Raw genomic sequence first — 26694 nt, forward strand, 5'->3', positions numbered from 1 at the left:
AACTTAGTATGTTTTACATTTGTTTAAGTTTTAAAAATATAGAGATGAGAAGAATATTCTTTTTTATTTTATTGGTTGCAATGGTTTCATGTGATGATGGAGATTTTGTTATTGAAAGTCTTGAATTTGATGATACAGATGTTGAAGCTTCTTGTGATGACACCACTCTATATAAAATTTCTGATAATGCTACAGAAGCCCTTATCATGGAAATCACTTCAAGTAGCATCGATTTATTTTCATTAGATACTTTAACTTACACTATAAATAACTCTACAAATAAAGTCCTTTATAGAATTTTTGATGATGAAGTTACAGATTCCTATTTCTGTCAGAACGTACCTCCTACTTCTCCTCTAGTAACTGAAGAATGGTATGCTCCTAGCGGAACTATTATAATTGTTACTACTTTAGAAGATGATGATTTAGATGGAGTTCCTACTGCAAATGAAGGGGTTGTTTATAATGAAGATGGTACCGTAAACGATGCTGAATCTAGAGATACTGATGGCGATGGATTTCCTGATTATATAGATAGAGATGACGATGGTGATAATGTTTTTACCGAAGATGAAATTGAAATAGACTCTAGTACTAATGTGGTAACCTACACCGATACAGATGGTGACGGGGTTGTTAATTACCTAGATAATGATGATGATGACGACATGGTGTTAACTATTGATGAAGATCTTAATGGTGATGGAAACCCTGCAAATGATGAAACTACAATTGATGGAGTATCAGTTAAGAATTATTTAACTCCAGCGGCTTCAACTGCCACTACAGATGTATTTGGTAGAAAGAAGAATGAATACCAATCTATTTACACTAGTGAAATAAAAATTATAGATGGCTTTCAACTACAAAATGGAGATGAAGAAATAAAATTTGATATCGACGAATATCTTTTTGGAACTGTAGAAAATACCATCACAAATACAGAAGAATAGACTCTTAACCGTTTTGGAAGATATAGATTTCTGTAGCTCCTAATCCATAGGTTCTATAATCGGCATCATAATATTTAATGTTATCATAACGGCCAAATAGATACTCTAATTCGGTTCTGAGCACTCCTTGCCCTACTCCGTGGATAAAAACTATTTTTTGAATTCTATTTTTAATAGCAAATTCTAACTTATGCTTTGCAGTATCTACCTGTAGATTTAGCATATCAAAATTTGTCATCCCTTTTGTGGATTCTGTAAGCTTATGGATATGTAAATCCACTTCCATAGGTGGTACCACTTTTTCCATTTTTACAGATTTTTTCTTCCGCTTCTCACCTTTTTGCTTTTCAGAAACGGCATGAAAAACATCCATATTAGTCACTTTCAACTCGTTCTCATTGCTTATTCTAACCAACTCCCTTTCCTCAAATTCCATAGGAAATCCATCTGTTGTTCGTATAAAAACAGACTTCCCTTCCAATTTAACAACTTCTCCCTTTATAGCATCATCAAGAACCTCAACAGCATCTCCTATTTTAAACTTTACTTTATTCATCTTTTAAATGATCTTCTAGACTTTTCGTATCATCCTTCTTTACATCATCTTTATCCTCTTTAGGATTGTCTTTAACCCATAATTGTGTAGAACGATAAAGACCAAACATCATTAATACAAAACCTAATATTTTAAAGTATTTATCGTAATCCGACTGATCATTAAACATAAAAACCAGCACCGCTCCAACGATAATACACAAAAAAGAAATTAATTTCATTATAAATATTTTATCTATTAAGATGACAAAAATAATACATTGAAACAAGTTAGGTTTAAGAACTTTTTAATAAGTTTACATTTGTTTCATAGCTACTAAAAAATTTATGCCGTTTTTATTACTTACAAACATTGAAGATTATATGCTCCCATGCCTTAATAAAAAATTATTAGGGATAGAATGTTTAGGCTGTGGCATGCAACGTTCTGTCCTATTAATCTTTAAAGGTGAATTTTTAGCAGCTTTTAAAATGTATCCAGCCATTTATCCATTAATTGCTTTTATTACTTTCCTTGCACTTTCAGCTTTTATAAACATAAAGTATATCGGAAAGATAAAAGCAGGCTTGGCTATACTCACTATTTCTACAATAATAATTAACTATCTTATAAAAATTATCAATTAACTTTAATTAAACATTATGGAAAGACAAAAACTGAATCCAACTATCACTTATGTATTATCTATACTAGGTTTCTTATGTTGCTGTTTTGTTGGAATTGGATTTATTCCTGCTGGAATTGCCTATTTTATAGCGAACAAAAAAATCAAAGAAGCTGAACTAAATCCTGAAGAATATGATAATGTAGCTGGAATGCGTACTGCTAAGACAGTAGCATTGGTCGTTTTAATAATAAACTTATTATACCTTGCTTATTCTATTTATCAAATTTCTACTGTTGGTTGGGAAGAAATACAACTACAGCAGCAAGAAATAATAGAACAATGGGGAATAGAGCAATAGACCTCTAATCACTATAAATTAAAAAGGCTACTCGCAAAAATGATAATTTTGTGAGTAGCCTTTTCTTTTGAAAAATAATTTTTCTGTTACTTTTCGAAGTTCTTAAGTGTTTTAATTATGATAGAAATACAATCGTTTAATTGATCTTCTGTCATTACTAACGGTGGTGCAAAACGGATAATATTACCATGTGTTGGTTTTGCCAACAAACCACTTTCTTTTAAAGCCATACATATATCCCAAGCCGTAGAACTATCTTCTGTATCATTGATAACTATTGCATTAAGCAATCCTTTACCTCGAATTAATTTAACAATATTACTTGTATCAATATATTTCTGAAGTTCGCTACGGAATAATTGTCCGAGTTTATCGGCATTTTTTGCTAACTTTTCATCCTTAACAACCTCCAATGCTTCCATTGCCACAACAGCTGCTACTGGATTTCCTCCAAAAGTACTTCCGTGTTGTCCAGGCTTTATAACATCCATTATTTCATCGTTTGCTAAAACGGCACTAACAGGATATACACCTCCACTGATAGCCTTTCCTAAGATTAGCATATCTGGCTTTACATTTTCATGATCTACAGCTAGTAACCTTCCAGTTCTTGCTATTCCTGTTTGTATTTCATCAGCAATAAATAAAACACCATATTCTTTACATAACTCTCTTGCTTTTGTAAGATACCCTTCTGAAGGAACATAAACTCCTGCTTCTCCTTGAATTGGTTCTACTAAAAATCCAGCTACGTTACTATTCTCTTTTAATGTTTTTTCAAGAGCTTCTGTATTATCGTAAGGTATTTTTAAGAATCCTGGTGTATAAGGTCCAAAATTATTTCTTGCTCCTTCATCATTAGAAAAAGAAATAATTGTTGTGGTACGACCATGAAAATTATTCTCACAAACAATAATCTGGGCTGCTTCTTCTGCTATACCTTTCTTTTCGTATGCCCATTTTCTACATATTTTGATTGCTGTCTCTACAGCTTCTGCTCCCGTATTCATTGGAAGGAGTTTATCAAAACCAAAATATGAAGTTGCATATTTTTCAAATACACCCAACACATCATTATAAAAAGCACGTGATGTTAGCGTAAGCGTTTTTGCTTGCTCCATCATAGCATTTATAATTCTCGGGTGACAATGTCCTTGATTTACAGCTGAATATGCTGATAAAAAATCATAGTATTTTTTTCCTTCGGCGTCCCACATATATACACCTTCTCCCTTGCTTAATACCACAGGAAGTGGATGATAATTGTGCGCACCATGCTTGTTTTCTAAAGCAATTGCTTCTTCTGAAGTTAATTTTTCCAAAACTGCCATTCTGAAATCGAAATTTAAAAATTGAAACTTTACAATTCCTTCTTACGGAGAGAAATCATCCATGCAGTGCTTGCAAATTACGAAATATTTTGACGATACTCAAAAAGAGAATTTCTATTTAGTTTCAACGAAAAAAATATTTGGAAATTAACTTCTATAGAAATCCTTAAAATCTATTGTCTCCATCTAGCATATCTCCTAAGCCACCAAGAATACTACCTTCTCCTCTATCTTTCCCTCCTTGTCTTGGAGCAGCAGCAAAAACGCGACTTGCTAATCTGCTAAATGGTAAAGATTGGATATACACTACCCCTGGACCGCGAAGACTGGCAAAAAAGAGACCTTCACCACCAAAAACGGTATTTTTTATCCCTCCAATAAATTCTATATCGTAATCTATATCTTTAGTGAAGCCAACAATGCAGCCTGTATCCACTTTTAAAACCTCCCCAGCAGCCAACTCTCTTCTTGCTAATGTTCCTCCAGCATGAACGAAAGCCATTCCATCTCCTTCTAATTTTTGCATTATAAATCCTTCTCCCCCAAAGAATCCACGTCCTAGCTTTTTAGAAAACTCTACTCCTACAGAAACTCCTTTAGCAGCGCATAAGAAAGCATCTTTCTGACAAATAAATTTACCTTGATATTTAGTTAAATCTATTGGAATAATTTTCCCAGGATAAGGAGAAGCAAAACTCACTTTCTTTTTTTGTGAATCAATATTAAGAAAAGCCGTCATAAATAAGCTCTCCCCTGTAAGTAATCTTTTTCCTGCTGAAAAAAGCTTTCCTAAAACTCCTCGATCTTGATTAGAACCATCTCCAAAAATGGTATCCATTTTTAGTCCGGTATCCATCATCATAAAGCTTCCTGCTTCTGCAACTACTGCTTCTTGTGGATCTAACTCTATCTCCACATATTGCATTTCCTCTCCGTATATCTGATAATCAATTTCGTGTGCTGTCATAGTTTTTAGTTTTTTGGTTTATTTATATGTAGCTAAAAATATAAAATTGTTACATGTACAAAGTTTCTTAATCATTTTAATAACCAATTCTATAAACCCACCAAAATGCTTTCAAACATTACTTTTTTGGACTCTTCACTCTTACAGTCCATTCAAAATCAAAAGTAGATACTACATCTCCAGCTTCATCTTTCCCTACAGATTGCATCCAAAAAGTCTGTCCTTTTCCAGTGGCTATTGTATTCTTAATTGCTTCATCTATTAAATGACCATCATTACACTCAAAAGTAATTCTCCCTGTTGCTTTCTTCGAAAAATTAGCTTTATTATTTGCTACTAACATAGATATTTTAGCTTTCTCTTCTTTTATCTTACCGATAACAATTGCCCCTGTAGATAATTCTGCAGCCATACCCTGTACCGCCCAAAACATAGAATTAAATGGATTTTGATTAATCCAACGATGTTTTACTGTGGTTGTGCAACTTGTATCACTTATAGATAACACTCTTACCCCACATAACCATGCAGAAGGTAACTTTAACATTGAAAACTTATTTAATTGTGACGCTGTCAACTTCATTTTAATCAAATTTAGAGGTGTAATTTATTCATTAATAATCAAATTACATACTATTTAACATTCTTAATTTTTTGTTAAATATTAGTACTATGTTTTGCATAATACCTTTTTTTAAACATATATTTGCATTAACAATTAGTAGGTTATATATTTTCTTACTAAAAACAATCATCAATCAAATCAAAAAAACGAACATGGACGCATCCATTAACAAACATCAAAAGAACGTATCTGCAGTAATACATCTGTCTACTTTCTCAAAGTATTTTATCCCATTCGGGAATTTTATCATTCCCCTACTCATCTGGACATCTAATAAAGACAAATGGGAATTTATAGATGAAAATGGAAAACAGGTCATTAATTTCCAGATTAGCATTTTACTTTACAGTATTATATTGGGTATTATAATGATTCCGATAGTGCTATTTACCGCATGGGAATTTGTAGGATTTACAAACATCTTAGAACACAATAGTCATAATATTGATGTTAACTTTGACCATATTTCAGGGTTCGGAATAAACGCAGGACTAATTGGAATAATAGCGTTGTTAGGAATCGGACTATTAATCATGGATATTTTTTGCACTATTATCGCAACAATAAGAGCCAACGATGGCTTGCTATATAAATATCCCTTAACTATTAAATTTATTAAATAAGAAGTATCCCAACAAGGAGAAACACAAAACATCAAACATAAAAATCTCACTTAGTGAGTCATCAATTAAATCAATCAATTCCACTTTGTGGACAATCAAAAAACGAACCGTTTAACAAAAAGTATCATGAAACCATGAATATAGAGAACACAAAAGCACAAATGCGAAAAGGGGTTTTAGAATACTGTATTTTATCCATCATTGAGAATGAAGATAAATATGCATCAGAAATTCTTGAAACTCTAAAAGACGCAAAAATGCTTGTAGTAGAAGGAACAATATATCCACTATTAACAAGGCTTAAAAACGCAGGGTTATTAAGTTACCGTTGGGAGGAGTCCACTTCTGGGCCTCCGCGTAAATATTACACCCTAACCGAGAATGGCAAACTATTTTTAAAAGAGCTTAACACCACTTGGGATGAGCTAAGAAACGCAGTTAACCTGGTAACAAAATAAAAACACTAACAATGAATAAGACAATCAACATAAATCTGGCAAATACCTTCTTTTATATAGATGAGGATGCCTATCTAAAATTACAGCGCTATTTAGATGCTATTAAACGCTCGTTCACTGATTCTCAAGGAAAATCTGAAATTATTGCTGATATAGAAGCTCGAATTGCGGAACTATTCACGGAAAGATTACAACACGAAAGACAAGTTATAACTACAAAAGAAGTAGATGAGATTATAACTATTATGGGGCAACCTGAAGATTATCTAGTAGATGAAGAAATCTTTGAAGATGAACCTAAGTCTAGTAAATCGTACACAAGAAAACCTCATAAGCAATTATTTAGAGACGTTGATAATAAATATATTGGCGGTGTATGTGCTGGTATGAGCTACTATTTAGGAATCGATGCTCTTTGGGTAAGATTGCTATTTATTCTAACTACAATACTATCTGGTTTTGGAATTTTAGTTTATATCTTATTTTGGATTCTAGTTCCGGAAGCTACAACAACAGCGCAGAAAATAGCAATGACAGGAGAACCTGTTAATATTAGTAACATCGAAAAAAAAATTAAAGAAGGTTTCGATGAAGTTACTGAAAAAGTAAAGAGTGTAGATTATGACAAAATGGGAGCGTCAGTAAAAAAAAATTCCAAAAATATTTTTGATTCGATTCTAAGTGTCATTATGTTCCTTTTTAGAGTAGTCGCTAAACTCATTGGTATTATTGTTCTTGTATTTGCAGCTACAGTATTAATAAGTTTACTAATAGGTCTTTTTACAGCTGGAACAATAGATTTATGGGGAGCGCAACCTTGGAGAGAATTTGTAGATATTACCATTGATGCGCCAGTTTGGCTCATTTCACTACTTTCTTTCTTTGCAGTTGGAATTCCTTTCTTTTTTCTATTCTATTTAGGACTAAAAATATTATTGAATAACTTAAACTCAATAGGAAACTTTGCAAAATTTACATTGCTTGGAGTTTGGTTATTATCAATTATTGGTCTTACTATTTTAGGAATAAGAACTGCATCTTCTTATAGCTTTGATGCGACGGCAACAGATACCGAAGTATTAAATATTACAGAAAGTGATACACTTGAAATTAGAATTTTAGAAGCTGAAAATCTAAAGAATAGATATTATCGAGATTCTAATTTCGATATCATTATTGATGGAAATGAAAAAATGATCTATCGTGAAGATATGGCATTTTATGTAAAGCAATCCCTAAATAATGAATCTCGAATTGAAATTGAAAAGAAATCACAGGGAAGCAATTATAAAGATGCTTTTAATAGAGCGGAAGCTATTGATTATTCTTTTAAAATAGAAAACAACACTCTGTTTTTAAACGATTACCTAACAACAGATTATGAAAATAAATTTAGAGATCAAGAAGTAGAAATCGTAATATATATTCCAGAAAACACAGCGGTAAAATTCCATAACTCCACACGATATCATATCGATGGAAAGATTAAAAACAATCAAAACTACTATAGTAATGACCTTGCAAATCATAGCTGGAAAATGGATACCCTTGGTGTTTTAAACTGTCTAGATTGTCCTATTGAGGAAGAGGAAACTACAATTCCAACTGAAACAATTGATAGTATTATAAGTGAACAAGAGGATGTTATTATAAAAGATATAGTTAACGATAGCATTTAAAATCAATAATAACTAAACAACAATCAATCAAAAAACAACAATTATGAGCACATTAATCAAAGTATTTATAACATTACTTATTGCTATTTTCTTTACGTCATGTAACTTTAATTTTCAAAATGGAGTCACAGGAAATGGAAATGTAATAAACCAGCAAAGAGAAGTAAATCAATCTTTTGATGCAATTAAAGCTACTGAAGGAATCAATGTATTTGTAGCACAAGGAGCAGAAACATCAATAAAAGTTGAAGCTGATGAAAATATAATCGATCTAATCCGTACAGAGGTTAATAATGGAGCGCTAGTTATAGATACTAAAGAGCAAATCGGAAGAGTTTCTGCTAAAAAAGTTTATGTTACACTACCAGAAATAAGTGAGTTAAAAAGCACTAGCGGAGGGAGTATAACCAGTATTGGGACTATCAATTCAGCAATTATTTCTTTGGATGCAAGCAGCGGTAGCGATATATATGTAGAATTACAATCTAAAGAAGTTACTGTGAATACAAGTAGCGGTGCAGAGATTGAGCTTTATGGGGTAACTAATATTTTGAAGGCCCATGCTAGTAGCGGTAGCGACATTAAAACCGAAAAGTTGAAAGCACATTTAGTAGAGGCACATGCTAGTAGTGGCGCAGATATTGATGTAAATGCTTCTGATGAAATTGCAATTCATAAGAGTTCTGGTGGCGATGTAGATTATATAGGAAGTCCAAAACGTGTGGAAAAAGTGAGTATTGATTAAATAATTACAACTATATATTACTAAAAGCCAGTTAATACACTTGTATTGACTGGCTTTTTTATTAATAATATGCCTTTTAAAAGACGTAGATGTCCAACGTTAACACATCATTTTTAACTTCATTTTTAGTTCAAAAAATGTAAGAATACTAAAGCGTTTTATATCTTAGTCGAAAATTAATATTATGGAAGTTTCGTTAAAAAAATATGTCTTAGAATTAGAGCATACATTCAGTATTTCTCGTGAATCTCACGATTTTCAAGACAGTTTAATTGTAGGTTTATCTCTTGATGGAAAAACTGGTTATGGGGAAGCAACAGCCAATCCATATTATAAGATTACGGTAGCTTCTATGATGGAGGAAATCAAAGCAATCGAATCTGATATTAATGACTATAAATTAGAGAAACCTGAAGAGTTTCATGCGTTTTTAAAAGAAAAAGGTCTTAGCAACTTTGCTATTTGCGCTTTAGATCTAGCCTGCCATGATTTATATGGTAAAATTTTAGGAAAACCATTACACGAAATCTGGGGAACATCTACAGACAGTTATCCTATTACCAATTATACTATCGGGATTGATTCCGTAGAAAAAATGGTCGAAAAGATGTTGGAGAAGCCATGGCCTCTATACAAAGTGAAGCTAGGTGCCGATAATGATATCGAAATCGTAAAGCAACTTAGAGAAAATACAGATGCTATTTTTAGAATTGATGCTAATAATGCATGGACACCAGAGCAAACATTAGAATTTGCTCCACAATTAAAAGAACTTGGAGTAGAGTTTTTAGAACAACCTCTTCCTGCTGATAATTTAGTAGGCTACAAACAAATCATTGATAAATGTGTGCTTCCTATTATTGCTGATGAAAGCTGTATTGTAGAAGAAGATGTAGATAAATGTGCTGGCCACTTTACTGGCATAAATATTAAGCTTACAAAATGCGGTGGACTTACTCCTGCGTTACGTATGATAAAAAGAGGGAAAGAACTTGGATTAAAAGTTATGGTTGGTTGTATGACAGAATCTAGTGTTGGTATTTCTGCTATTGCTCAACTTACTCCACAATTGGATTATGTTGATATGGATGGTGCAATGCTTCTAAAACACGATATCGCTAAGGGAGTAGAAATCCTAGAAAGTGGTAAACTGATTTTTCCAACAACTGGAGGAACGGGTGTAACTCTATTATAAAATGATACATTTTGTAGAGGAATTTCCTGGAAGAATTATAAATACTGAAGAAGGCTCGTTTCACTATTTTGGTGGAACAGCCTATTTAGGTCTACAAACACATCCAGAGTTCCAGCAACTTTTTATAAAGAATATCACTAAATATGGCACCAATTACGGAGCTTCCAGAAAATCGAACATTAGGTTTTCTATTTATAATGAAGTAGAAACTTATCTAGCTAATTTAGTAGGAAGTGAAAGCTGTGTAACCCTATCTTCAGGATATATGGCTTCGCAATTGGTAAGTCGTTTTTTTACTTCTGAAGATTATACCTGTTACCACGCCCCTCTTACGCACGCATCTTTATTACAAATTGGACAAAAACCTTTTGAAAGCTATAAGCTTTTACAAGAAAAATTTAAGCAGAATTCAAAAGATACTACTCCTGTAATATTTCTTGATGCTATTGATTTTTTGGGGAATAATTATCCAAAATTTAGCTTTTTAACTGAAATAGACCTATCGAATACCATATTGGTTATAGACGACTCCCATGGCTTGGGAGTTCTCGGTGAAAAAGGAGAAGGTGTTTATAAAATAGCCTCAAAACTGAATTCAAAAGAGCTGATTGTTTGCGGTTCTTTAGGGAAAGGTTTTGGAGTTCAGGCAGGAGCAATTTTTGGGACTAAAAACAGCATTGAATCTCTTATAAATACTTCATTTTTTGGGGGCGCCTCTCCTGCTAGTCCAGCAGCTGTTTCTACTATTTTAGAAGCTGAGAAAACTTATACTTCACAAATAAAAAAATTAATAGAGAACGATGAATATTTAAGTAATAAGCTTGAAGATTCAACTTTTTTTACAAAAGTAGCTAAACATCCTACTTATACTTTTTTTGATGAGAAGCTTACAAAGCATCTTTTAGATAATAATATTTTAATAACTAGCTTTAATTATCCAGAAGAAAACTCTCCATTAATGAGTAGAATTGTTGTTAGTGCTTATCATACTAAAGAGGACTTAGATTTTTTAGCTAAGGTTATAAAACTATATAAATAAAAGAACCACCCTAAAAAGAGTGGTTCTTTATATAATTTATAAGAAATCATAGTTTCTACTTATCCCACCATAACTCTCCATATATGGTATTCTCTCCTCCAAATTGAGTTTGAATAGCATCATTATAATTCACTTCATTATTAAAAGCTTCATTATCAGGATAGCTTAAACGATTTGGAACTTCAGCTCCATTCGGAGAAACCATAATGTCTGGAAAACCAGTTCTTCTCCACTCTGCCCAAGCTTCATATCCAAACATAAATAAATGCACCCATCGTTGAGTAGCAATTTGTTCGATTGCCATACTATCATCAAAAGCAATTCCTGACTCCATCATAAAATCGGCCACAGCGTCTGTACTTCCAGTCCATTGTAAAATAGAGTTTTCTATAGCACTTTCATATAAACTCTGCGTATCATTTCCTATCCAACCAAGCTCAGAAGCTTCTGCCATTGCAAAAAGCACTTGTGCATAAGTAACCAAATAAACAGGAGCATCTTGCGCATGTATATCATCCCCTAAAAGAGAGTATTCTTCAGTACCTATATTTTCTTCCTCTCCAAAAGGCAAACCTACATACTCACCACTATTCCTAGCTGGATTACCATATACTGGTAATCTTGGATCATTTACAGGCTTCATTTCTGCTACAAGGCTCTCTGTGAGTGCCCACCACTCTCTATTTTGATTAACAATCTGCCCATACCAATAATTTTGGTTGTTGGCTTCTGCTAAATGCTGAAAAAATAAGTTATCATCATTAGAAGTAAATACACCATCATTTACAGCGCTTACAAATTCAGCTTTTGCTGTTGCAGCATCTACTTCAGATAAACGAAGCGCCATTAACATTCTTATCGTATTAGATAATTTCTTCCATTTATTAACGTCTCCGTCATAAATAATATCATTACTTAAATCTCCACTTACAATCATATTTGATGCTTCTTTTAATTCAGCAAACAAATCTGTATAAATAGATTGTTGAGAATCGTAAACAGGAGTAAAATTCTCTTGTCCTTGTAAAGCTTCACTATAAGGAACATCTCCCCATCTATCAGTAATATTCCAATAGAAATATGCTTTAAGAATTTTGGCAACTGCTAATTGATTGTCTATTGGTCCTTCAGTAGCACTTAAATTATCAGAAGTAAGAACAGCTTCTAAATCTGCTAGAGGTCCTTGGTACCACCCATAAAAACTAGTACTTTGTTGTGGATATAATGATGTACCCACATACTGAGTTTCTGATAAATATTGCGACATAAACTCTCCTTGAGGAGAAGAACTTAAACCTGGCAAATACAATTCTGCCTGTGCAATTAATTGCATTCCTGAAGCCTGACTAGGAACATTAGGATTTGTATTAATATCTTCATCGAAATTACTACAGCTTCCTAAAAACAAAGCTATAAGTAATGTGTTTATATATATACTTTTCATCTTTCTTTATTTAAAATGTAATGTTTAGATTAACACCATAAGACCTTACAGTTGGCAACTGTCCTGATTCATACCAACTAATAGATTGTGATCCCGTAGATATTTCAGAAGGATTTATCCCTTCTGGCGCTTCTTGCCATATCATAAGTGGGTTTCTTGCTATTAAGGCAAAACTCATCGTTTCAAAAGGCAGGTTATCCATTACACTCTTACCTAAATCATATTGAACTCTAAGCTCTCTTAACTTAACATAAGATGCGTCGTATAACCATTCCTCATAAATTCTTCTTCCTAGCGTGTTTCTATAATAGGAACGTGCATCTACATAAGCAGTAACATCTTCTCCTGTAGTTGCAGATATTCCTGTAACTTTTACTCCACCACCTAGATCTAATGGATCACGAACATTCATTCCTTGGTCGTTTGTAGCAACGGTAAGAGCATCTTGACCTGTTCTAACTGCTAACATTTTAGATCTACTAAAAAATTGTCCTCCCGCTTGGAAGTCAATCATTCCAGTTAAAGTAAACTGTCCGATTCTAAAAGTATTCTGAAATCCTCCTGTAAAATCTGGTAAAACAGTTCCGAAGTTATGAGTAGCATCTGTATACAAAGGCATATTATTATCATCTAATAATATCTTCCCAGTAGCTTCATCTCTTTGATAAGCTTGCCCAACTAAACTTCCGAAAGACTCGCCTACATAAGAATTTAAATAGCTTGTAACACTAGAATATGTTGTAGAGTCATATGTATAAACATCAATCCCTGGAGCTAATTCTACTACCTCACTATTATTTTTACTTAAGTTAAAAGTAAAATCCCATGAGAAAGAACCTGACTGCACTGGAGTGGCATTCACAGATAACTCAAAACCATCATTTTCAATTAAACCTGCATTAATAATACTAGAGCTATATCCGCTAGTACCAGAAACATCAAGATTAAGAATCTGATTTTTATTCTTTTGCTCATAATACGTAAAGTCAAAACCTAATCTATTATTAAAGAAGTTCAATTCTAAACCAGCTTCAAATGAATTTGAAAATGAAGGCTCTATATTAGGATTATTTAAAGCATCTGGAACATACAATGTATTAATACCATCATATACTGTCCCTACAGCATAATTAAGACTCGTTTGATATGGACTTAAATCTGATCCTGCCTGAGCGTAACTAGCTCTTAGTTTACCAAAAGAAAGAGGATTCCAGTTTATTAATTCACTAAAAACTACACTCCCTGAAACTGATGGATACCAATATGAGTTATTATCTTCTGGCAATGCTGAAGAATTGTCATTTCTAATAGAAGCGTCAATAAAGTAAGTTCCATCATATCCTAAAGACACCAAACTATAGAAACTTCTAATTTTCTTACGTAATTTATAAGATGTTGTATTTGGTCTATCAATAGAAGCATCTATATTATAAAACCCTGGAGAAGAGAGCCCTCCTACAGTACTTTGACTAACATAACTATAGTCTCTATCATAGATATTCCCCCCTACAGTTGCATCCAAAGAAAATTTATCCCACGTATTTTTGTATTGAGCAAGAAGCTCGTAGTTGAATTCTTTATTTTGATATTTCCCTACAGAATATGATGGTAAACGTGTTCCTCCAAAAGCTTGTCGGTTTTCGATATTCTGAGTATACATATCGGTTCTAATAAATCCACTTACTTCTAGTTCAGGAATAATTTTATAAGACATTCCAATATCACCAAAGAAACGATCTCTCGTATCATTACTAAGGTTTTCATAAGCTTCAAAGTATGGATTGTTCCAATATAAAGGTTCAAAATCTGTTATCTCTCCTGTGCTAGAATCTGGTCTTCCTAAATTCCAATGTAAGAATGTACCATCGTCATATTTATAATCTCTTAAACGGTTCATATCCACGTTTCTTTGGAACCACTGTACCATGTAGCTCCCTCCGTATTCTGATCCTTGAGACGGACGCTGTCCTTCATTACCAGCGTAATTAATATTTGTAGAAACCACTAAATTATCTGTAAGATTTAAACTAGCACTTAACCCTACATTATTTCTATTCAAAGAAGTGTTTGGCACAACCCCATCTACTCTAGTATCGTTTGCACTTAATCGTAAAGAAGTATTTTCATTACCACCAGTAATTGTTATACTATTATTATAAGTAGTTCCTGTTTTATAATAATCTTCAACGTTATTAGGATGCGCTACAAAAGGAGTTAGTTTTCCATATTCAGAGTCTTGAGGATAAAAACTAAATACTTGTCTTACAGGTGTACCATCCATTTTTGGCCCCCAACTTTCATCAACACTCATATCTACATATGGATCTCCATTTGGTAAAGTTCTAAAAGTTTGACTAGAACCACCACCATACATATTTTGTAATGGGATAAAGTTATAAGTAGATTCCATAGAAAAAGAAGAAGAAAGCTGAACGTTAACTTTTCTTGGTCCTTTCTTCCCTTTCTTTGTTGTAATCATAATTACACCAAACTGACCTCTAATACCATATAGAGCTGAGGCCGCAGGCCCTTTTAACACGTTAACTTCTGCGATATCATTTGGATTAATATCCTGTGCTAAGTTTCCATAATCTGCTTGATCACTACCGGAGAAATTAGCGTTAGAAATTGGAGTTCCATCTATTACAATTAAAGGTTGATCCCCTCCGCTAATAGAGTTAACACCTCTAATTTTAATTTTCTGAGTTCCTCCCATACTAGCTCCAGAAGCACCAGTAACTTGAACACCTGCTACACGTCCGGAGAGAGAACCTAATACATTTTGTTCATTAGTTAAGTTAAAATCCTCTCCATCTACTTCTTGAGTTGAATACCCTAAAGATTTTTTATCTCTAGAAATTCCCAAAGCAGTAACTACTACTTCATCTAAACTCTGAGCATCTTCTGTTAATGTTACATCTATTACATTACTAGTGCCTACAGATTTTTTTTGTGTTTTCATACCTACATAGGTAAAAACCAAAACATCGCCTGTATTGGTATTAATCTTGTAATTTCCATCGAAATCGGTAGTTGTTCCTAGGTTGGTTTGGTCTACAACTATAGATACACCAGGTAATGGTGTTCCTTGACCATCTATTACTTTACCTGTAATGGCTTGAGAATAGGCCATACTAAAGCATAGTAATAAAGACATTGTTAATAATAATCTTTTCATGATTGAATTAGGTTAATTAGCTCATTAAATTACTGAAAATAAATCAAAATTTAACAGTAGGATTGCTTTTTGTTAAATTTATAATAATCTATTTCTAAAATTTTTATAAAGCAGCCAATATCCTGAAATATTATTAATAACACAATAAAAAAGGGGTTCCTGTAGTACAGAAACCCCTTTTTTAAAATCAATATAAATTAAGTTTTTATTCTGATGTATTCCACCAAAGAGGAGTAGTTAATCTCAATGCTGGATTATTATTCGGCATGTTTTCATAATTTCTATCCTCCTCATTGTATTCATACATCATCGCTTGTATCCAATCATTCTCATTAGGAAAAATATCAATATTTACATTTTCTGGTCTTTGGAGTCCTGGATACACTGAATCACTATAATCCATTCTCCTCATATCTACCCATGTCTCAGGGTTCAACATATTGGCAATATATTTTTGAACCATTATATGTGACAAACTGATGTTAGTAGCTCCTACTTCGGTGTCCAATGCTGTTAAATATGAATTCATATCAACTGCATTTACATTAAGCTTTTTTAAATCTGCTTCGACTCCAAGCTTTAAAGCAGTATAGGCTCCCGCTCTATCTCCTGCTCTAAATTTAGCTTCAGCTTCTATGAACTTGACTTCACTAAATGTAAACATATATGTTGGAGAATCAGGACTAGTATAAAAACCTCCATTACCAATAGAATAATTATCATATGAATCACTATCAGTATCTACTCCAGCTCCAGTTCTCACACCATAATAACCACCATTAACGGCTTCTGGTACAATTATCTTCAAACGAGGGTCTTCCATAGGTGCAGAAAGTTGAAGCGGATTTTTTAGTAAGTCTACAAAAAATTCTGAAAAGAAATCAATTCTAGAAGATCCATAACCATCAGCACTAAATGGTTGATTGGTATTCTCTGCTTCTCCTCCTGTAAATTGAACCAAAGCATTCTCTGCATTTGAAGCGAATGCTTTTTGACATAGATCTATTATTTCCTGCGAGTTGTATGCTAAATCACCAGATGATTTTTTACTTAAGTGATTCATATATCTTGCTTTCAAAGCATATGCAAATTTGATCCATAAATCGTTATCACCTTCATACAAAACATCTCCTCCTTCTTTATTTAGATCAATTTCGCTTGTTTGATTTAACTCGTCAATTGCTTCATCTAACAAAGTGAATATTGTTTGATATGCCTCCTTCTGTGTCACAAACTTTGGAGTAAGATTCATTGAAGATTCACCGTCGTATGTTTCATCTGTTACAATATCTCCATATTGATCTGTTGTCATTCCAAATATATATGCTCTTAATATTTTACCTACTGCGCTGTAGTTTGGAGAGTTATATTCTCTACCTAAAACTATTAAATCAGCTGTATTTGGTAGCGCATAAACGTAAGAATTCTGCCATAAAAAATAACTTCCTGTTGTTATAAATGAACTCCATGTTTCTGAGTAATAATTAGCGACATTTTGAGAACCGTATTGCACTATTCCAAGTACTTCTCGCATTCCTCTATATTGTGCAGTTCCTGTAGTGTTCTCTATTGCTCCTTGTATTCTATATTGTGGTTCTAAAGAAGTTGTAGTAGGAGCTGTTTCAGAACTGTTCACGTCAAAATAATCATCTGAACACGACACCGTAGCTAACAACAAACCTGTATATATATAATTTAATATTTTCATTTTTATTTGTATTTAAAATGTGAATTTTAACCCTAAATCAAAACCTTTAGTGTTTGGAGTACCCAAATTATCTATGTATGTAGAACCTGCACCAGATATTCCTGCACCAAAAGTATTTACCTCTGGATCTACACCACTATAATCAGTAATTGTCAATAAATTTCTTCCTGTTCCATATAGTTCCAATGCTGATAATGAAAGCTTATCAGTCAAAGATTTTGGAAATTTATATGAAAGGGTAACATATCTTAAACGTGCAAATGATCCATCTTCAATAAAGTTATTAGAATTTAAAGAATAGTAATTTGTATAATAATTTTGATCTTTTGTAGAGGTAACCTCCCTTGGATTACCATCAACATCCACTCCAGTAAATGTTACTTGCTGACCTCTATCAAGTGTTTGCGGACTCTGACCATAATAAATCATAGCTGATTCTGTAGCGTTATAAATCTCTTGCCCCTGAACTATATCAAATAAAAATGACAACGAAACCCCTTTATAGCTAAAAGTATTTGTAATTCCTAATGTCCAATCTGGCATTCTATTAACATTAGTATAAGTTTGATCTGTCAAAACAGGCAGTCCACTTGAATCTATAATTATATTTCCATTATCATCTGTTAAGGGCTGCTTACCTCTAAGTCCAAATAAAGATCCATCTAAGATTGCTGCTCCGGCAGCTGAATTTCTAAATGTCCAGGAATCTGATAAATAAACTTCATTTAAAAAACCTGGTAAATCTTCAACTGTGCTTTCATTCATTCCAAAATTAAAATCTGCATTCCATGCTAAACCTCCTGCATTAGGTTTTAAAATCTGGGCAGAAAGAAGCGCTTCTATCCCCTGATTCTTGATAGACCCTCCATTTAAAGTGGCATAAAAAGTACCTGTTGTAGGCGGAACCCTTATATCTTTTAAAATTTGATTATCTGATAAACTATAAAAGTAAGAAAACTCTAATGACAATCTGTTATTAAGAAACCTCATATCTGCTCCTACTTCGTAACTATCTGTAAACTCTGGCTCTAAATTAGGGTTACCAACATTAACTCCATTCCATGCATATGCAGAACTCGCCGCTCCATTTAAATTTTTCCCTAAAGAACTTTCTAAAGCTCCAATTGGAGCGTCTTTTCCTACTTTAGCCCAAGTTCCTCTTAATTTTAAATAATTAAGACCTCCATCAGATGAAATATTAAATAAATCACTTAAAACTGCTGATGCTCCAACAGATGGATAAAAGAAAGAACGTTTATCTGCTGGAAGTGTAGAAGACCAGTCGTTTCTCCCTGTTGCGGTTAAAAACAAAGCGTCTTTCCATCCTAATTTAAGCTCTCCAAATAAACCTACTATTCTCTTTCTTTGAATTACCTCATTAACGAGTTGATCTTCTTGAGCTACATTAGCAATACTATATATTCCAGGCGCTTGAAAGCCGTTTCCATAAGAATAAGTTGTTCGAATATCTAATTCTTCTACAGAATTACCCGCCATTGCATCTAATGTAAAGTCTTCTGATATTTCTTTGTTATACCTCAACAAAAGTGTAGAAGTAAGTCTAGAATGGTCTTTTTCAAATTGAGATATATAACCTTCCTCTCTATTCTCTACTAAAGAACCATCTCCAGTAATTTTTTTATTATACTCATTATAATCATCTGTCCCTACTCTATAGGTAAGGTTAAAATCATTTAAGAAATTATAATTCAAATTAATTACCCCTATCAAACGTCTTACATCATCTGTATTTGGACTATTATTTATACTCCAATAAGGATTGTCAAATTGTTGATCTTGAAAAAAAGTTTTCTGAGAACCATTTGGATTTAAATAATCACGAGCATTAACAGTAACGGGATAGGCTAATAAACTATTAAAACTTCCACCACTAGCATTTCCTTGTCTCGTACTTGATATTTTTGTGTTTATATAATTTCCAGATACTCCAATACTAAAATTTTTATTGAATTTTGAATTCGCATTAATTTTAAAAGAAGTCTTATCATAACTAGTGCTAGGAATAATTCCATCTTGAGAAATATCTCCAATTGAAAAATAAATATTACTTTTCTCACTACCTGTTGAATAACTAACATTATGATTTTGTGTAATTGCAGTTTTATAAAAATCATCAATATTTTTATAAATAGGAGTACCTGCTGCTATCTGTTCTCCCCATGAAAAAGAAGACTCTGGATTAATATCTCCATCAGCCTCTTCCTCTCCTTGTCCATACTTTGTTTGAACATCTGGTGTTCCTAATATTTCATCTACAGAAAGTGAACCCGAATAACTAATTTTACTAACACCAGCTTTTCCTTTCTTAGTCGTAATAATCACAGCTCCATTGGACGCTTGAATACCATATAAAGCAGCTGCTGCTGGTCCTTTTAAAATTGAAATATTCTCTATATCCTCGGGATTAATATCCGAAGCTCTGTTTACACTCGCTACTTCTAAACTAGAGTTAGTTGAATTATCAATAGGAATACCATCTACAACAAATAACGGTTGATTATTACCTGTTATTGAGTTCCCTCCTCTAATTAAGATCACAGAAGAAGACCCTGGGACACCACCAGAGTTAGAAATAGTAACTCCAGAAACTTTTCCTTGCAATCCATTCACCATATTATTTTGATTCCCTTCTAATAATTGCTCAGAAGATACTGCCTGAACAGAGTTACTTAAAGATTTTTTCTTAGCTGTTTCTCCAAGGGCTACAGATACAACTACTTCATCTAAACTAGTAGCATCTTCTTTCATAGAAACATTTATAGTAGAATTAGTCCCTACTTGCTCCTTTACAGACACCATTCCTACGTATGTAAACACTAAGACATCATCTGGTGTCGCATTAATTGTATAATTTCCGTCAAAATCAGTTGATGTACCATTCCTTGTTCCATCAACTATTATTGACACCCCTGGTAAGGGCGTTCCTCCAGCATCAGTTACTATTCCACTAATATTTTGCGAATAAGCAAAACTAGTAAGTAACAATGAAATTGTTAATAAAAGTTGTTTCATAAAATTTTTTTAAGTTTTAGTAAAGAGTTAAAGTATCGAATAAAACTTAAAAATTTAACTTTTTTAACACCTTTTGTTAATTATTGTTAATCAGTGATTTACAGCTATCGATTAATAAATACTTAATTTAGACCTGTCTATTATGCGAAAAAAAAACCTCTAAATGATCACATTTAGAGGCTTTTAAAATTATTATAAAATATTTTTTTACTTCTCAGCTTCAGTTTTTACAACTAATCTAAATCCTTCACCATGAATATTCAATATTTCTACTTCGTCATCTTTCTTAAGATATTTACGAAGTTTTGCTATGTAAACATCCATACTTCGAGAAGTGAAATAATTATCATCTCTCCATATTTTCGTTAAAGCCAATTCTCTTGGCATTAAATCATTTTCATGAAGCGCTAGTAAACGTAATAATTCGTTTTCTTTCGGAGATAATTTTATAGGCTCTTCTTCTTTGTATGTTAGGAAACGTAGTTTAGAGTTTAAATGGAAGTTCCCTATAACAAATTCAAATTGCTTACTATCTGCTAAAGACTCTGTAGATTTACGCTGAATGATAGCTTTTATTTTGAATAATAAAACTTCAGAATCAAATGGTTTGTTTAAATAATCATCTGCTCCGACCTTATATCCTTTCAACACATCTTCTTTCATTGTTTTGGCTGTCAAGAAGATAATTGGAATATTCTCATCCTTTTCTCTAATCTCTTTTGCCAAAGTAAATCCATCTTTATAAGGCATCATTACATCTAAAATACATAAATCGTAATGATCTTTTCTGAATTTCTCATAACCTTCCATCCCATTTTTAGCTAGCGTTACATCAAAATCATTCATTGATAAATAATCTTTCAGTACGATTCCAAAATTGGGATCATCTTCTACTAATAAAATCTTTTTATTTACTGTTTCCATGCTTTTTTATATTAAAGGTAACTTTACGAAAAAGGTACTTCCTTTATCTTTTTCACTTTCGGCATAAACTTCGCCTTGATGATCCTCTACAATACTTTTTACATAAGCCAATCCTAATCCATGGCCCTTTATATTATGTATGTTTCCTGTAGATTCTCTATAAAATTTTTCAAATATTCTTTTTAATACTGCTTTACTCATTCCCGCACCATTGTCGGTAATCTTAATAATAATACTATTCTTTACTATTTCAGTGTAGACATTTATTTCTGGGGTTTCTGGAGAATACTTATTAGCATTATCCATAATATTCACTAATATATTAGTTAGGTGAAAGTCATTTCCTAATATCTCACTTCTACTGGCGTCTAAATGTGTTTTTATATATCCGCCTCTGTTTTCCACCATAAGCTCTACATGTGCTATAGCTTCTTCTATTATGTCGTGAATATCTACCTTATCCTTACTAATATCCAACTGATTCTTTTCTAATTTAGAGATTCTTAGTACATTTTCTACTTGAGCGTGCATTCTTTTATTTTCATCACGAATCATTTGTAAATATCGCTTTACTAAGTCTGAATCCTGAAAAGCTTTAGGGTTCTTCAAAGAATCTAATGCTAAATTTATAGTGGCAATCGGTGTTTTAAACTCATGCGTCATATTATTAATAAAGTCAGTTTTTATCTCCGAAATTTGCTTTTGCTTTATTAATTGATACAATGCACTAGAATATGCTACTAAAATTATAAGCGTAAAAACCACAGATAAAATAGCCATTTCTATGATAGAAGATATTAAAAATTTCTTCTTTTCAGGAAAACTAACTAATAAATCGTAATTACTATTACCATCATTATCTGTAAAAAGCGGTGTTTTATAGCGTGATATATCTAACTCTTTAAAGTTGCTAGAACGTACTCTTGTAGCTAACCCTTTACTATAGATACCATATTCAAAATTAAGATTAATCCCTCTGTCATTTAATTCTTGTTGGATTAAAAGCTCTATTTCTTGAGAAGTAACTCTTTTATGAATTGGAACTCTTTGCGCTGCTTCTTTAAAAACATCTTCAAACTGAGCTTTCTCTAAAGCAGAGAAACCACCAATCTTCTCAATCCTTTCCACTGGAGAATATACCTTCCCATCAATACCATACTCTTCTTTAAAAATCTGAGTAGTTCTCTTACTCGTGTAATTTTTAATCGTTGTAGTGTCTGCACTATTATTATCAAAGAACGTAGAAGATATGCCATAATCTTCTTCTAAAATTCCGTGGGAATAGATAAATGTTTCATTGCTATTCCTATCTTTTTCAACAAAAAAGAACTCTCTTAAATTAGACTCTTTCAATTCTCCTACGCTATCTCGTAACATAAGAAACCTATTAAAATAGTCTCTAATTTCTCTTCCCTCCAATTTATCCGAAACGGAGTTTAATACTTGAGAAATACTAGTAGAAAACTGTTCTTCCTTATCTTCTACTGCTGTCTTTATCCAATAACCTTGGACGAATATAATCCCCATTAAGGATAAACTCATCAAAATTACTAGAAGTATAAATAAGCGTCTACTCATTTAGTCAAAATTAAGGCTTTGTAATAAGGTATGTTAAGCATTTAACCTAACGTTAACAAAAATGTTAAAATTTTTGGTTCAAATACTTTTTTTAAGTATCATTTCGTGTATCTTCTCAACAATTTGTGAGGTCTCTTCTAAATCAATATTTTCTATAACAAAGTCAGATTTCTTAACTTTATCTTCTTCCTTCCATTGATTATTCATTCTTGCTTCTACCTCTTCTCTAGTTGTGTTATCACGCTTTAAAACTCGCTGTAAACGCACTTCCTTTGGAGCGGTCACCGTAATAACAAGATCACATTGCTTATCTCCTCCTGTTTCAAATAAAATAGCAACCTCTTTTATTACATAAGCTGCTTCCTGATTTTCATACCAGTCTTTAAAATGGGCGCCAACTGCAGGATGGATTATAGCATTAAGTTTTTTTAATTTTTCAGGATCTGCAAAAACAATATCAGCGATATATTTTCTATTAGGTAAGTTATGATCATAGGCATTTTCACCAAACAAATCGATAATACGCTTGCGTACATCATTATTAGTTTCCATTAGGCTTTTCGCCTCTACATCAGCAATAAAAACAGGAACATCAAGTTTTTTAAATAAAGAAGCTACTGTAGATTTACCACTTCCTATACCTCCTGTTAATCCTACTATCATAGTTATTGCTTTTTCACTAAATATTCCACTTTTTTATCCAAAATCTTAACGGAAGACACAAATTTTGGCTCTTCCACTAATTTAGGAATCAGAAAAGTCGATTCCGAAGAAATTTCATTGTAATCGCAAATCACTTTAAAAGCCCCCTCATTCACTCGTTTCAATTCTGATATTGGAGCTTTACAAAGCAATTTTACTTTCTCAGGATATACCTTTAAGCTCATATCATCAGGAAGATTAGCTATTTGCACAGGCACTAAAATTATTTTTTCTGAATAACGCTCAACAACTCCCGAAATAGATACTTCTTTGGTTTCAAATTCCAACTCTTCTAAAGAGTCTGGAATATTTAAAGGTGATTTATAATCAAAATTATTCCTTACATTCTTATGGTTTTGAACCTCTGTTTCTATATTGATAATTTTACCAACAATATCCTCAGGTCCACGTACCCAAATACTATCTGGCTCCACTTTTATAGAATCCCTAAGCTGATAATCATTTTCAAATTCCAAACGTGTTTTAGGAATTACCTTTATATATTTCTTCTGATTAACTCCAAGCTTTAAAACAACAGAATCGGTATTTATCCTCCTTACATTTAAAGATTTATATTGAGTTCTTATAGCATCCTCTAAATCATTAGGAAGCATGTAATAGGCGTTGTTACTCTCATGAAAATCAACTAAATCAACAATTAGATCTCTTTTAAAAAGTCTATATCCCAATATTTTAAATCCAGATGTTTCCACATTTGTTTCAAAACTGGTTTTGGGATCCCCTAACACTAACTTGTCTTCAGGAATACCATTGTATTTTAAATTAAAGCTTATATGAGAGGTATAAATATCGGAAAGCGATATTAGAAACCATATAAAGAAGGAAACAACAAGAAACATTAAAAATATTGTTGCCTTTGGCTTCTTCAGCGTACTTTTTATATATTCTAGAAACCTTCCTGCCATCAGTTAAAAAATAGTTTTGGAAAAATTTGTTCTGGTTTTTTATTAGAAAAGGTAATCAAAAAAGTCGATTTTACAAAGGCCAATCCATAACCAAAAAATTGTATCACTACTGCATAAACAGCTAAAAACGCAATTTTCAAACTTTTATTTTTCAATAATGCATCAAAAAATATAGCTAAAAAGTATAAACCATATATTTTAAAAAATATAGAAATTCCTGCGAACCACATTAATAATGAAAATGCTAGCCCTAAAACAAATAATGTAGGAAACCAATATGTTATCTTCTTAGTTTCTGGATGCCATTTATTTAATATCGGCCGTGTAAGTCCAAACTTTTGAACTTGCTGATAAAACTTTTCCCAAGAAATTCTACGCTTATGGTATACAAAAGCCTGTGGAATTAAAACAGTTTCAAAACCTGCTTTCCATAACCGGATCGTTAAATCTGGGTCTTCTCCTGGATGAATTTTCCCGAAACCGCCAGTTGCTTCAAAAGTCTTTTTTGAGAGTCCCATGTTAAAACTTCTGGGTTGAAACTTATTCACAGCTTTCTTCCCTCCTCGTATCCCTCCTGTGGTTAGCAGAGAAGTCATACTATAATTAATTGCTTTCTGAATATCTGAGAAAGACTCATGAGCGGCATCTGGACCACCGTAGCAATCAACATACTTGCTCTGTAAAGATTTATTAGCTTCTTCTAAATATTGTGGTGGCAAAATACAGTCGGAATCTAAAATAATAAAATAGTTTCCTTTAGCTTTTCGCATTCCATAATTACGAGAATCTCCAGGTCCAGAATTTGACTTGAAGTAATAAGAAATATTAAGATGATCTTTAAAATCTTCTACGACACTTTCCGAAGAAATAGAAGAACCATCTTCTACAATAACTACTTCAAAAGGAATATTACCTGTAAGCAAATTCATACTTTCAAGTAATTCTTTTACTTCTTCTGGCCTATTATAAACAGGAATGATAAATGAAAAGCTCAATGCCATTTAAATACTTTTAGATACAAAAAAGCTGTTTAAAAAGTGACATTTATTTTATAGCAATCACTCCTCAAACAGCATTTTATATTTTAGAAACTAATTAATCTTCTTTCATGAACTTTTCCATCACTTCGTTGCTTACTCCAGTGTTAGAGAAACCTCCGTCGTGGAAAAGGTTTTGCATAGTTACTTTTTTAGTAAGGTCAGAGAACAAACTAATTGTATAATCCGCACATTCTTGAGCAGTAGCATTTCCTAATGGAGACATCTTATCTGCATATGCTATAAATCCATCAAATCCTTTTACTCCTTGCCCTGCTGTTGTTGGTGTTGGAGACTGAGAAATAGTGTTTACACGTACATTTCTGTGTTTTCCGTAGAAATACCCAAAACTTCTTGCAATCGACTCTAAATAAGCTTTATTGTCGGCCATATCATTATAGTCTGGAAATACTCTCTGTGCAGCCATATATGTTAAAGCAACGATGCTTCCCCACTCATTCATAGCGTCTTTTTGATATAAAGTCTGACAAACTTTATGAAAAGATAATGCCGAAACATCCCAACCTTTTTCAGTAAAGTCATACTTCTGATCTGTATAGTGCTTTCCTTTTCTTACATTAATAGACATTCCAATTGAATGTAAAACAAAATCTATTTTACCTCCCAGAATTTCCATTGACTTTTCAACAAGGTTTTCCAATTCTTCAACATTGGTAGCATCAGCTGGAATAATTTCAGAACCTGTTTTTTCTGCCAATTCTTTAATTTGTCCCATTCGCATTGCGATAGGTGCATTGGTTAAAACAAATGTAGCTCCTTCTTCGTGCGCTTTTATAGCAGTTTTCCATGCTATTGAATTCTCATCTAATGCTCCGAAGATTATCCCTCTCTTACCTTTTAATAAATTATATGACATATGATTTTGGTTAATTCTGTATTTAACTATTTACAGCGTCAAAAATATTCAAATTATTTGTAACAAGACCAATCATGCATCAAATAAATGCACCTTATGTTTACTTATTATTATATTATGACATAATTAAAGTGTTCTTACTACTACTAGA

The 26694-nt window shown here is 32.6% G+C and carries 24 protein-coding genes; 9 read left to right on the forward strand and 15 right to left on the reverse strand.

What is annotated here, in order from left to right:
• Positions 1-44: 44 nt before the first annotated feature.
• Positions 45-953 carry a hypothetical protein gene (locus tag JM658_RS07060; RefSeq protein WP_236958551.1) on the forward strand — a complete coding sequence of 303 codons (909 nt, stop codon included), beginning with the start codon at positions 45-47 and terminating at the stop codon, positions 951-953.
• 4 nt (positions 954-957) lie between these two features.
• On the opposite strand, the gene JM658_RS07065 is transcribed toward JM658_RS07060, so the two are convergent.
• Both JM658_RS07065 and JM658_RS07070 read right to left on the reverse strand, forming a co-directional pair.
• Positions 958-1509 (reverse strand): DNA mismatch repair protein MutS, encoded by a 552-nt coding sequence (locus tag JM658_RS07065; RefSeq protein WP_236958552.1) that lies wholly within the window; start codon positions 1507-1509, stop codon positions 958-960.
• On the reverse strand, positions 1502-1729 hold the full coding sequence (locus JM658_RS07070; protein WP_236958553.1) for a hypothetical protein: 228 nt from the start codon (positions 1727-1729) through the stop codon (positions 1502-1504). Before JM658_RS07070 ends, JM658_RS07065 begins: the two co-directional genes overlap by 8 nt.
• A gap of 106 nt (positions 1730-1835) precedes the next feature.
• Between JM658_RS07070 and JM658_RS07075 the strand changes: the two genes are divergently transcribed.
• Together JM658_RS07075 and JM658_RS07080 are read left to right on the forward strand one after the other, a co-directional pair.
• Positions 1836-2135 (forward strand): DUF2752 domain-containing protein, encoded by a 300-nt coding sequence (locus JM658_RS07075; protein WP_236958554.1) that lies wholly within the window; start codon positions 1836-1838, stop codon positions 2133-2135.
• A 15-nt stretch (positions 2136-2150) separates the two neighbouring features.
• Complete coding sequence (locus tag JM658_RS07080; protein WP_236958555.1) at positions 2151-2474, forward strand: CCC motif membrane protein; 324 nt, start codon at positions 2151-2153, stop codon at positions 2472-2474.
• An 86-nt stretch (positions 2475-2560) separates the two neighbouring features.
• Here the strand turns inward: JM658_RS07080 and rocD are convergent, their stop codons facing one another.
• From rocD to JM658_RS07095, 3 genes are all read right to left on the reverse strand, one after another.
• Positions 2561-3805: an ornithine--oxo-acid transaminase gene (rocD, locus tag JM658_RS07085; RefSeq protein ID WP_236958556.1), complete on the reverse strand. Its 1245-nt coding sequence runs from the start codon at positions 3803-3805 to the stop codon at positions 2561-2563.
• A 166-nt stretch (positions 3806-3971) separates the two neighbouring features.
• Positions 3972-4772 carry a TIGR00266 family protein gene (locus tag JM658_RS07090; RefSeq protein WP_236958557.1) on the reverse strand — a complete coding sequence of 267 codons (801 nt, stop codon included), beginning with the start codon at positions 4770-4772 and terminating at the stop codon, positions 3972-3974.
• Positions 4773-4890: 118 nt separating this feature from the next.
• Entirely contained in the window at positions 4891-5355 is a 465-nt protein-coding gene (locus JM658_RS07095) for a DUF4442 domain-containing protein (protein ID WP_236958558.1), read from the reverse strand.
• A gap of 194 nt (positions 5356-5549) precedes the next feature.
• Here JM658_RS07095 and JM658_RS07100 point away from each other — a divergent pair, with 194 nt between their 5' ends.
• From JM658_RS07100 to JM658_RS07125, 6 genes are all read left to right on the forward strand, one after another.
• Positions 5550-6020: a DUF4870 domain-containing protein gene (locus tag JM658_RS07100; RefSeq protein ID WP_236958559.1), complete on the forward strand. Its 471-nt coding sequence runs from the start codon at positions 5550-5552 to the stop codon at positions 6018-6020.
• 134 nt (positions 6021-6154) lie between these two features.
• Entirely contained in the window at positions 6155-6478 is a 324-nt protein-coding gene (locus JM658_RS07105) for a PadR family transcriptional regulator (RefSeq protein WP_008614155.1), read from the forward strand.
• A gap of 11 nt (positions 6479-6489) precedes the next feature.
• Positions 6490-8157 (forward strand): PspC domain-containing protein, encoded by a 1668-nt coding sequence (locus tag JM658_RS07110; RefSeq protein ID WP_236958560.1) that lies wholly within the window; start codon positions 6490-6492, stop codon positions 8155-8157.
• A 43-nt stretch (positions 8158-8200) separates the two neighbouring features.
• Positions 8201-8902 (forward strand): head GIN domain-containing protein, encoded by a 702-nt coding sequence (locus tag JM658_RS07115; RefSeq protein WP_236958561.1) that lies wholly within the window; start codon positions 8201-8203, stop codon positions 8900-8902.
• 184 nt (positions 8903-9086) lie between these two features.
• A complete protein-coding gene (locus tag JM658_RS07120; protein WP_236958562.1) occupies positions 9087-10097 on the forward strand; it encodes a dipeptide epimerase in 1011 nt (336 codons plus the stop codon).
• Between the two features lies 1 nt (position 10098).
• Positions 10099-11136 carry an aminotransferase class I/II-fold pyridoxal phosphate-dependent enzyme gene (locus tag JM658_RS07125; protein ID WP_236958563.1) on the forward strand — a complete coding sequence of 346 codons (1038 nt, stop codon included), beginning with the start codon at positions 10099-10101 and terminating at the stop codon, positions 11134-11136.
• Positions 11137-11191: 55 nt separating this feature from the next.
• On the opposite strand, the gene JM658_RS07130 is transcribed toward JM658_RS07125, so the two are convergent.
• The 10 genes from JM658_RS07130 to JM658_RS07175 all read right to left on the reverse strand — a co-directional run bounded on the left by JM658_RS07130 (position 11192) and on the right by JM658_RS07175 (position 26543).
• Positions 11192-12580 (reverse strand): SusD/RagB family nutrient-binding outer membrane lipoprotein, encoded by a 1389-nt coding sequence (locus tag JM658_RS07130; RefSeq protein WP_236958564.1) that lies wholly within the window; start codon positions 12578-12580, stop codon positions 11192-11194.
• Positions 12581-12590: 10 nt separating this feature from the next.
• On the reverse strand, positions 12591-15758 hold the full coding sequence (locus tag JM658_RS07135) for a SusC/RagA family TonB-linked outer membrane protein (protein ID WP_236958565.1): 3168 nt from the start codon (positions 15756-15758) through the stop codon (positions 12591-12593).
• A 205-nt stretch (positions 15759-15963) separates the two neighbouring features.
• Positions 15964-17466, reverse strand: a complete 1503-nt coding sequence (locus tag JM658_RS07140) for a SusD/RagB family nutrient-binding outer membrane lipoprotein (RefSeq protein ID WP_236958566.1) — start codon at positions 17464-17466, stop codon at positions 15964-15966.
• 12 nt (positions 17467-17478) lie between these two features.
• Entirely contained in the window at positions 17479-20499 is a 3021-nt protein-coding gene (locus JM658_RS07145; protein ID WP_236958567.1) for a SusC/RagA family TonB-linked outer membrane protein, read from the reverse strand.
• Between the two features lie 207 nt (positions 20500-20706).
• Complete coding sequence (locus JM658_RS07150; RefSeq protein ID WP_236958568.1) at positions 20707-21423, reverse strand: response regulator transcription factor; 717 nt, start codon at positions 21421-21423, stop codon at positions 20707-20709.
• A 6-nt stretch (positions 21424-21429) separates the two neighbouring features.
• Positions 21430-23001 (reverse strand): sensor histidine kinase, encoded by a 1572-nt coding sequence (locus tag JM658_RS07155; RefSeq protein ID WP_236958569.1) that lies wholly within the window; start codon positions 22999-23001, stop codon positions 21430-21432.
• Between the two features lie 78 nt (positions 23002-23079).
• A complete protein-coding gene (gene coaE, locus JM658_RS07160; protein ID WP_236958570.1) occupies positions 23080-23664 on the reverse strand; it encodes a dephospho-CoA kinase in 585 nt (194 codons plus the stop codon).
• 2 nt (positions 23665-23666) lie between these two features.
• Positions 23667-24629: a YbbR-like domain-containing protein gene (locus JM658_RS07165; RefSeq protein ID WP_236958571.1), complete on the reverse strand. Its 963-nt coding sequence runs from the start codon at positions 24627-24629 to the stop codon at positions 23667-23669.
• A complete protein-coding gene (locus JM658_RS07170) occupies positions 24629-25630 on the reverse strand; it encodes a glycosyltransferase (RefSeq protein ID WP_236958572.1) in 1002 nt (333 codons plus the stop codon). The genes JM658_RS07165 and JM658_RS07170 overlap by 1 nt, the downstream gene beginning before the upstream one ends.
• A 94-nt stretch (positions 25631-25724) precedes the next feature.
• Positions 25725-26543: an enoyl-ACP reductase FabI gene (locus JM658_RS07175; protein WP_236958573.1), complete on the reverse strand. Its 819-nt coding sequence runs from the start codon at positions 26541-26543 to the stop codon at positions 25725-25727.
• Positions 26544-26694: the final 151 nt, after the last annotated feature.

The sequence above is a fragment of the Joostella atrarenae genome, from assembly GCF_021764745.1.
Lineage (GTDB): Bacteria > Bacteroidota > Bacteroidia > Flavobacteriales > Flavobacteriaceae > Galbibacter > Galbibacter atrarenae.

Bases quoted from the DNA above. Each gene is read 5' to 3' on its own strand.
- JM658_RS07120 (WP_236958562.1), top strand. From the start codon at position 9,087: ATGGAAGTTTCGTTAAAAAAATATGTCTTAGAATTAGAGCATACATTC.
- JM658_RS07175 (WP_236958573.1), bottom strand. From the start codon at position 26,543: ATGTCATATAATTTATTAAAAGGTAAGAGAGGGATAATCTTCGGAGCA.
- JM658_RS07060 (WP_236958551.1), top strand. From the start codon at position 45: ATGAGAAGAATATTCTTTTTTATTTTATTGGTTGCAATGGTTTCATGT.
- JM658_RS07080 (WP_236958555.1), top strand. From the start codon at position 2,151: ATGGAAAGACAAAAACTGAATCCAACTATCACTTATGTATTATCTATA.
- JM658_RS07105 (WP_008614155.1), top strand. From the start codon at position 6,155: ATGAATATAGAGAACACAAAAGCACAAATGCGAAAAGGGGTTTTAGAA.
- JM658_RS07155 (WP_236958569.1), bottom strand. From the start codon at position 23,001: ATGAGTAGACGCTTATTTATACTTCTAGTAATTTTGATGAGTTTATCC.
- JM658_RS07075 (WP_236958554.1), top strand. From the start codon at position 1,836: ATGCCGTTTTTATTACTTACAAACATTGAAGATTATATGCTCCCATGC.
- JM658_RS07170 (WP_236958572.1), bottom strand. From the start codon at position 25,630: ATGGCATTGAGCTTTTCATTTATCATTCCTGTTTATAATAGGCCAGAA.
- coaE (WP_236958570.1), bottom strand. From the start codon at position 23,664: ATGATAGTAGGATTAACAGGAGGTATAGGAAGTGGTAAATCTACAGTA.
- JM658_RS07070 (WP_236958553.1), bottom strand. From the start codon at position 1,729: ATGAAATTAATTTCTTTTTTGTGTATTATCGTTGGAGCGGTGCTGGTT.
- JM658_RS07145 (WP_236958567.1), bottom strand. From the start codon at position 20,499: ATGAAACAACTTTTATTAACAATTTCATTGTTACTTACTAGTTTTGCT.
- JM658_RS07065 (WP_236958552.1), bottom strand. From the start codon at position 1,509: ATGAATAAAGTAAAGTTTAAAATAGGAGATGCTGTTGAGGTTCTTGAT.
- JM658_RS07090 (WP_236958557.1), bottom strand. From the start codon at position 4,772: ATGACAGCACACGAAATTGATTATCAGATATACGGAGAGGAAATGCAA.
- JM658_RS07125 (WP_236958563.1), top strand. From the start codon at position 10,099: ATGATACATTTTGTAGAGGAATTTCCTGGAAGAATTATAAATACTGAA.
- JM658_RS07110 (WP_236958560.1), top strand. From the start codon at position 6,490: ATGAATAAGACAATCAACATAAATCTGGCAAATACCTTCTTTTATATA.
- JM658_RS07140 (WP_236958566.1), bottom strand. From the start codon at position 17,466: ATGAAAATATTAAATTATATATATACAGGTTTGTTGTTAGCTACGGTG.
- JM658_RS07135 (WP_236958565.1), bottom strand. From the start codon at position 15,758: ATGAAAAGATTATTATTAACAATGTCTTTATTACTATGCTTTAGTATG.
- JM658_RS07130 (WP_236958564.1), bottom strand. From the start codon at position 12,580: ATGAAAAGTATATATATAAACACATTACTTATAGCTTTGTTTTTAGGA.
- JM658_RS07115 (WP_236958561.1), top strand. From the start codon at position 8,201: ATGAGCACATTAATCAAAGTATTTATAACATTACTTATTGCTATTTTC.
- JM658_RS07095 (WP_236958558.1), bottom strand. From the start codon at position 5,355: ATGAAGTTGACAGCGTCACAATTAAATAAGTTTTCAATGTTAAAGTTA.
- rocD (WP_236958556.1), bottom strand. From the start codon at position 3,805: ATGGCAGTTTTGGAAAAATTAACTTCAGAAGAAGCAATTGCTTTAGAA.
- JM658_RS07100 (WP_236958559.1), top strand. From the start codon at position 5,550: ATGGACGCATCCATTAACAAACATCAAAAGAACGTATCTGCAGTAATA.
- JM658_RS07165 (WP_236958571.1), bottom strand. From the start codon at position 24,629: ATGGCAGGAAGGTTTCTAGAATATATAAAAAGTACGCTGAAGAAGCCA.
- JM658_RS07150 (WP_236958568.1), bottom strand. From the start codon at position 21,423: ATGGAAACAGTAAATAAAAAGATTTTATTAGTAGAAGATGATCCCAAT.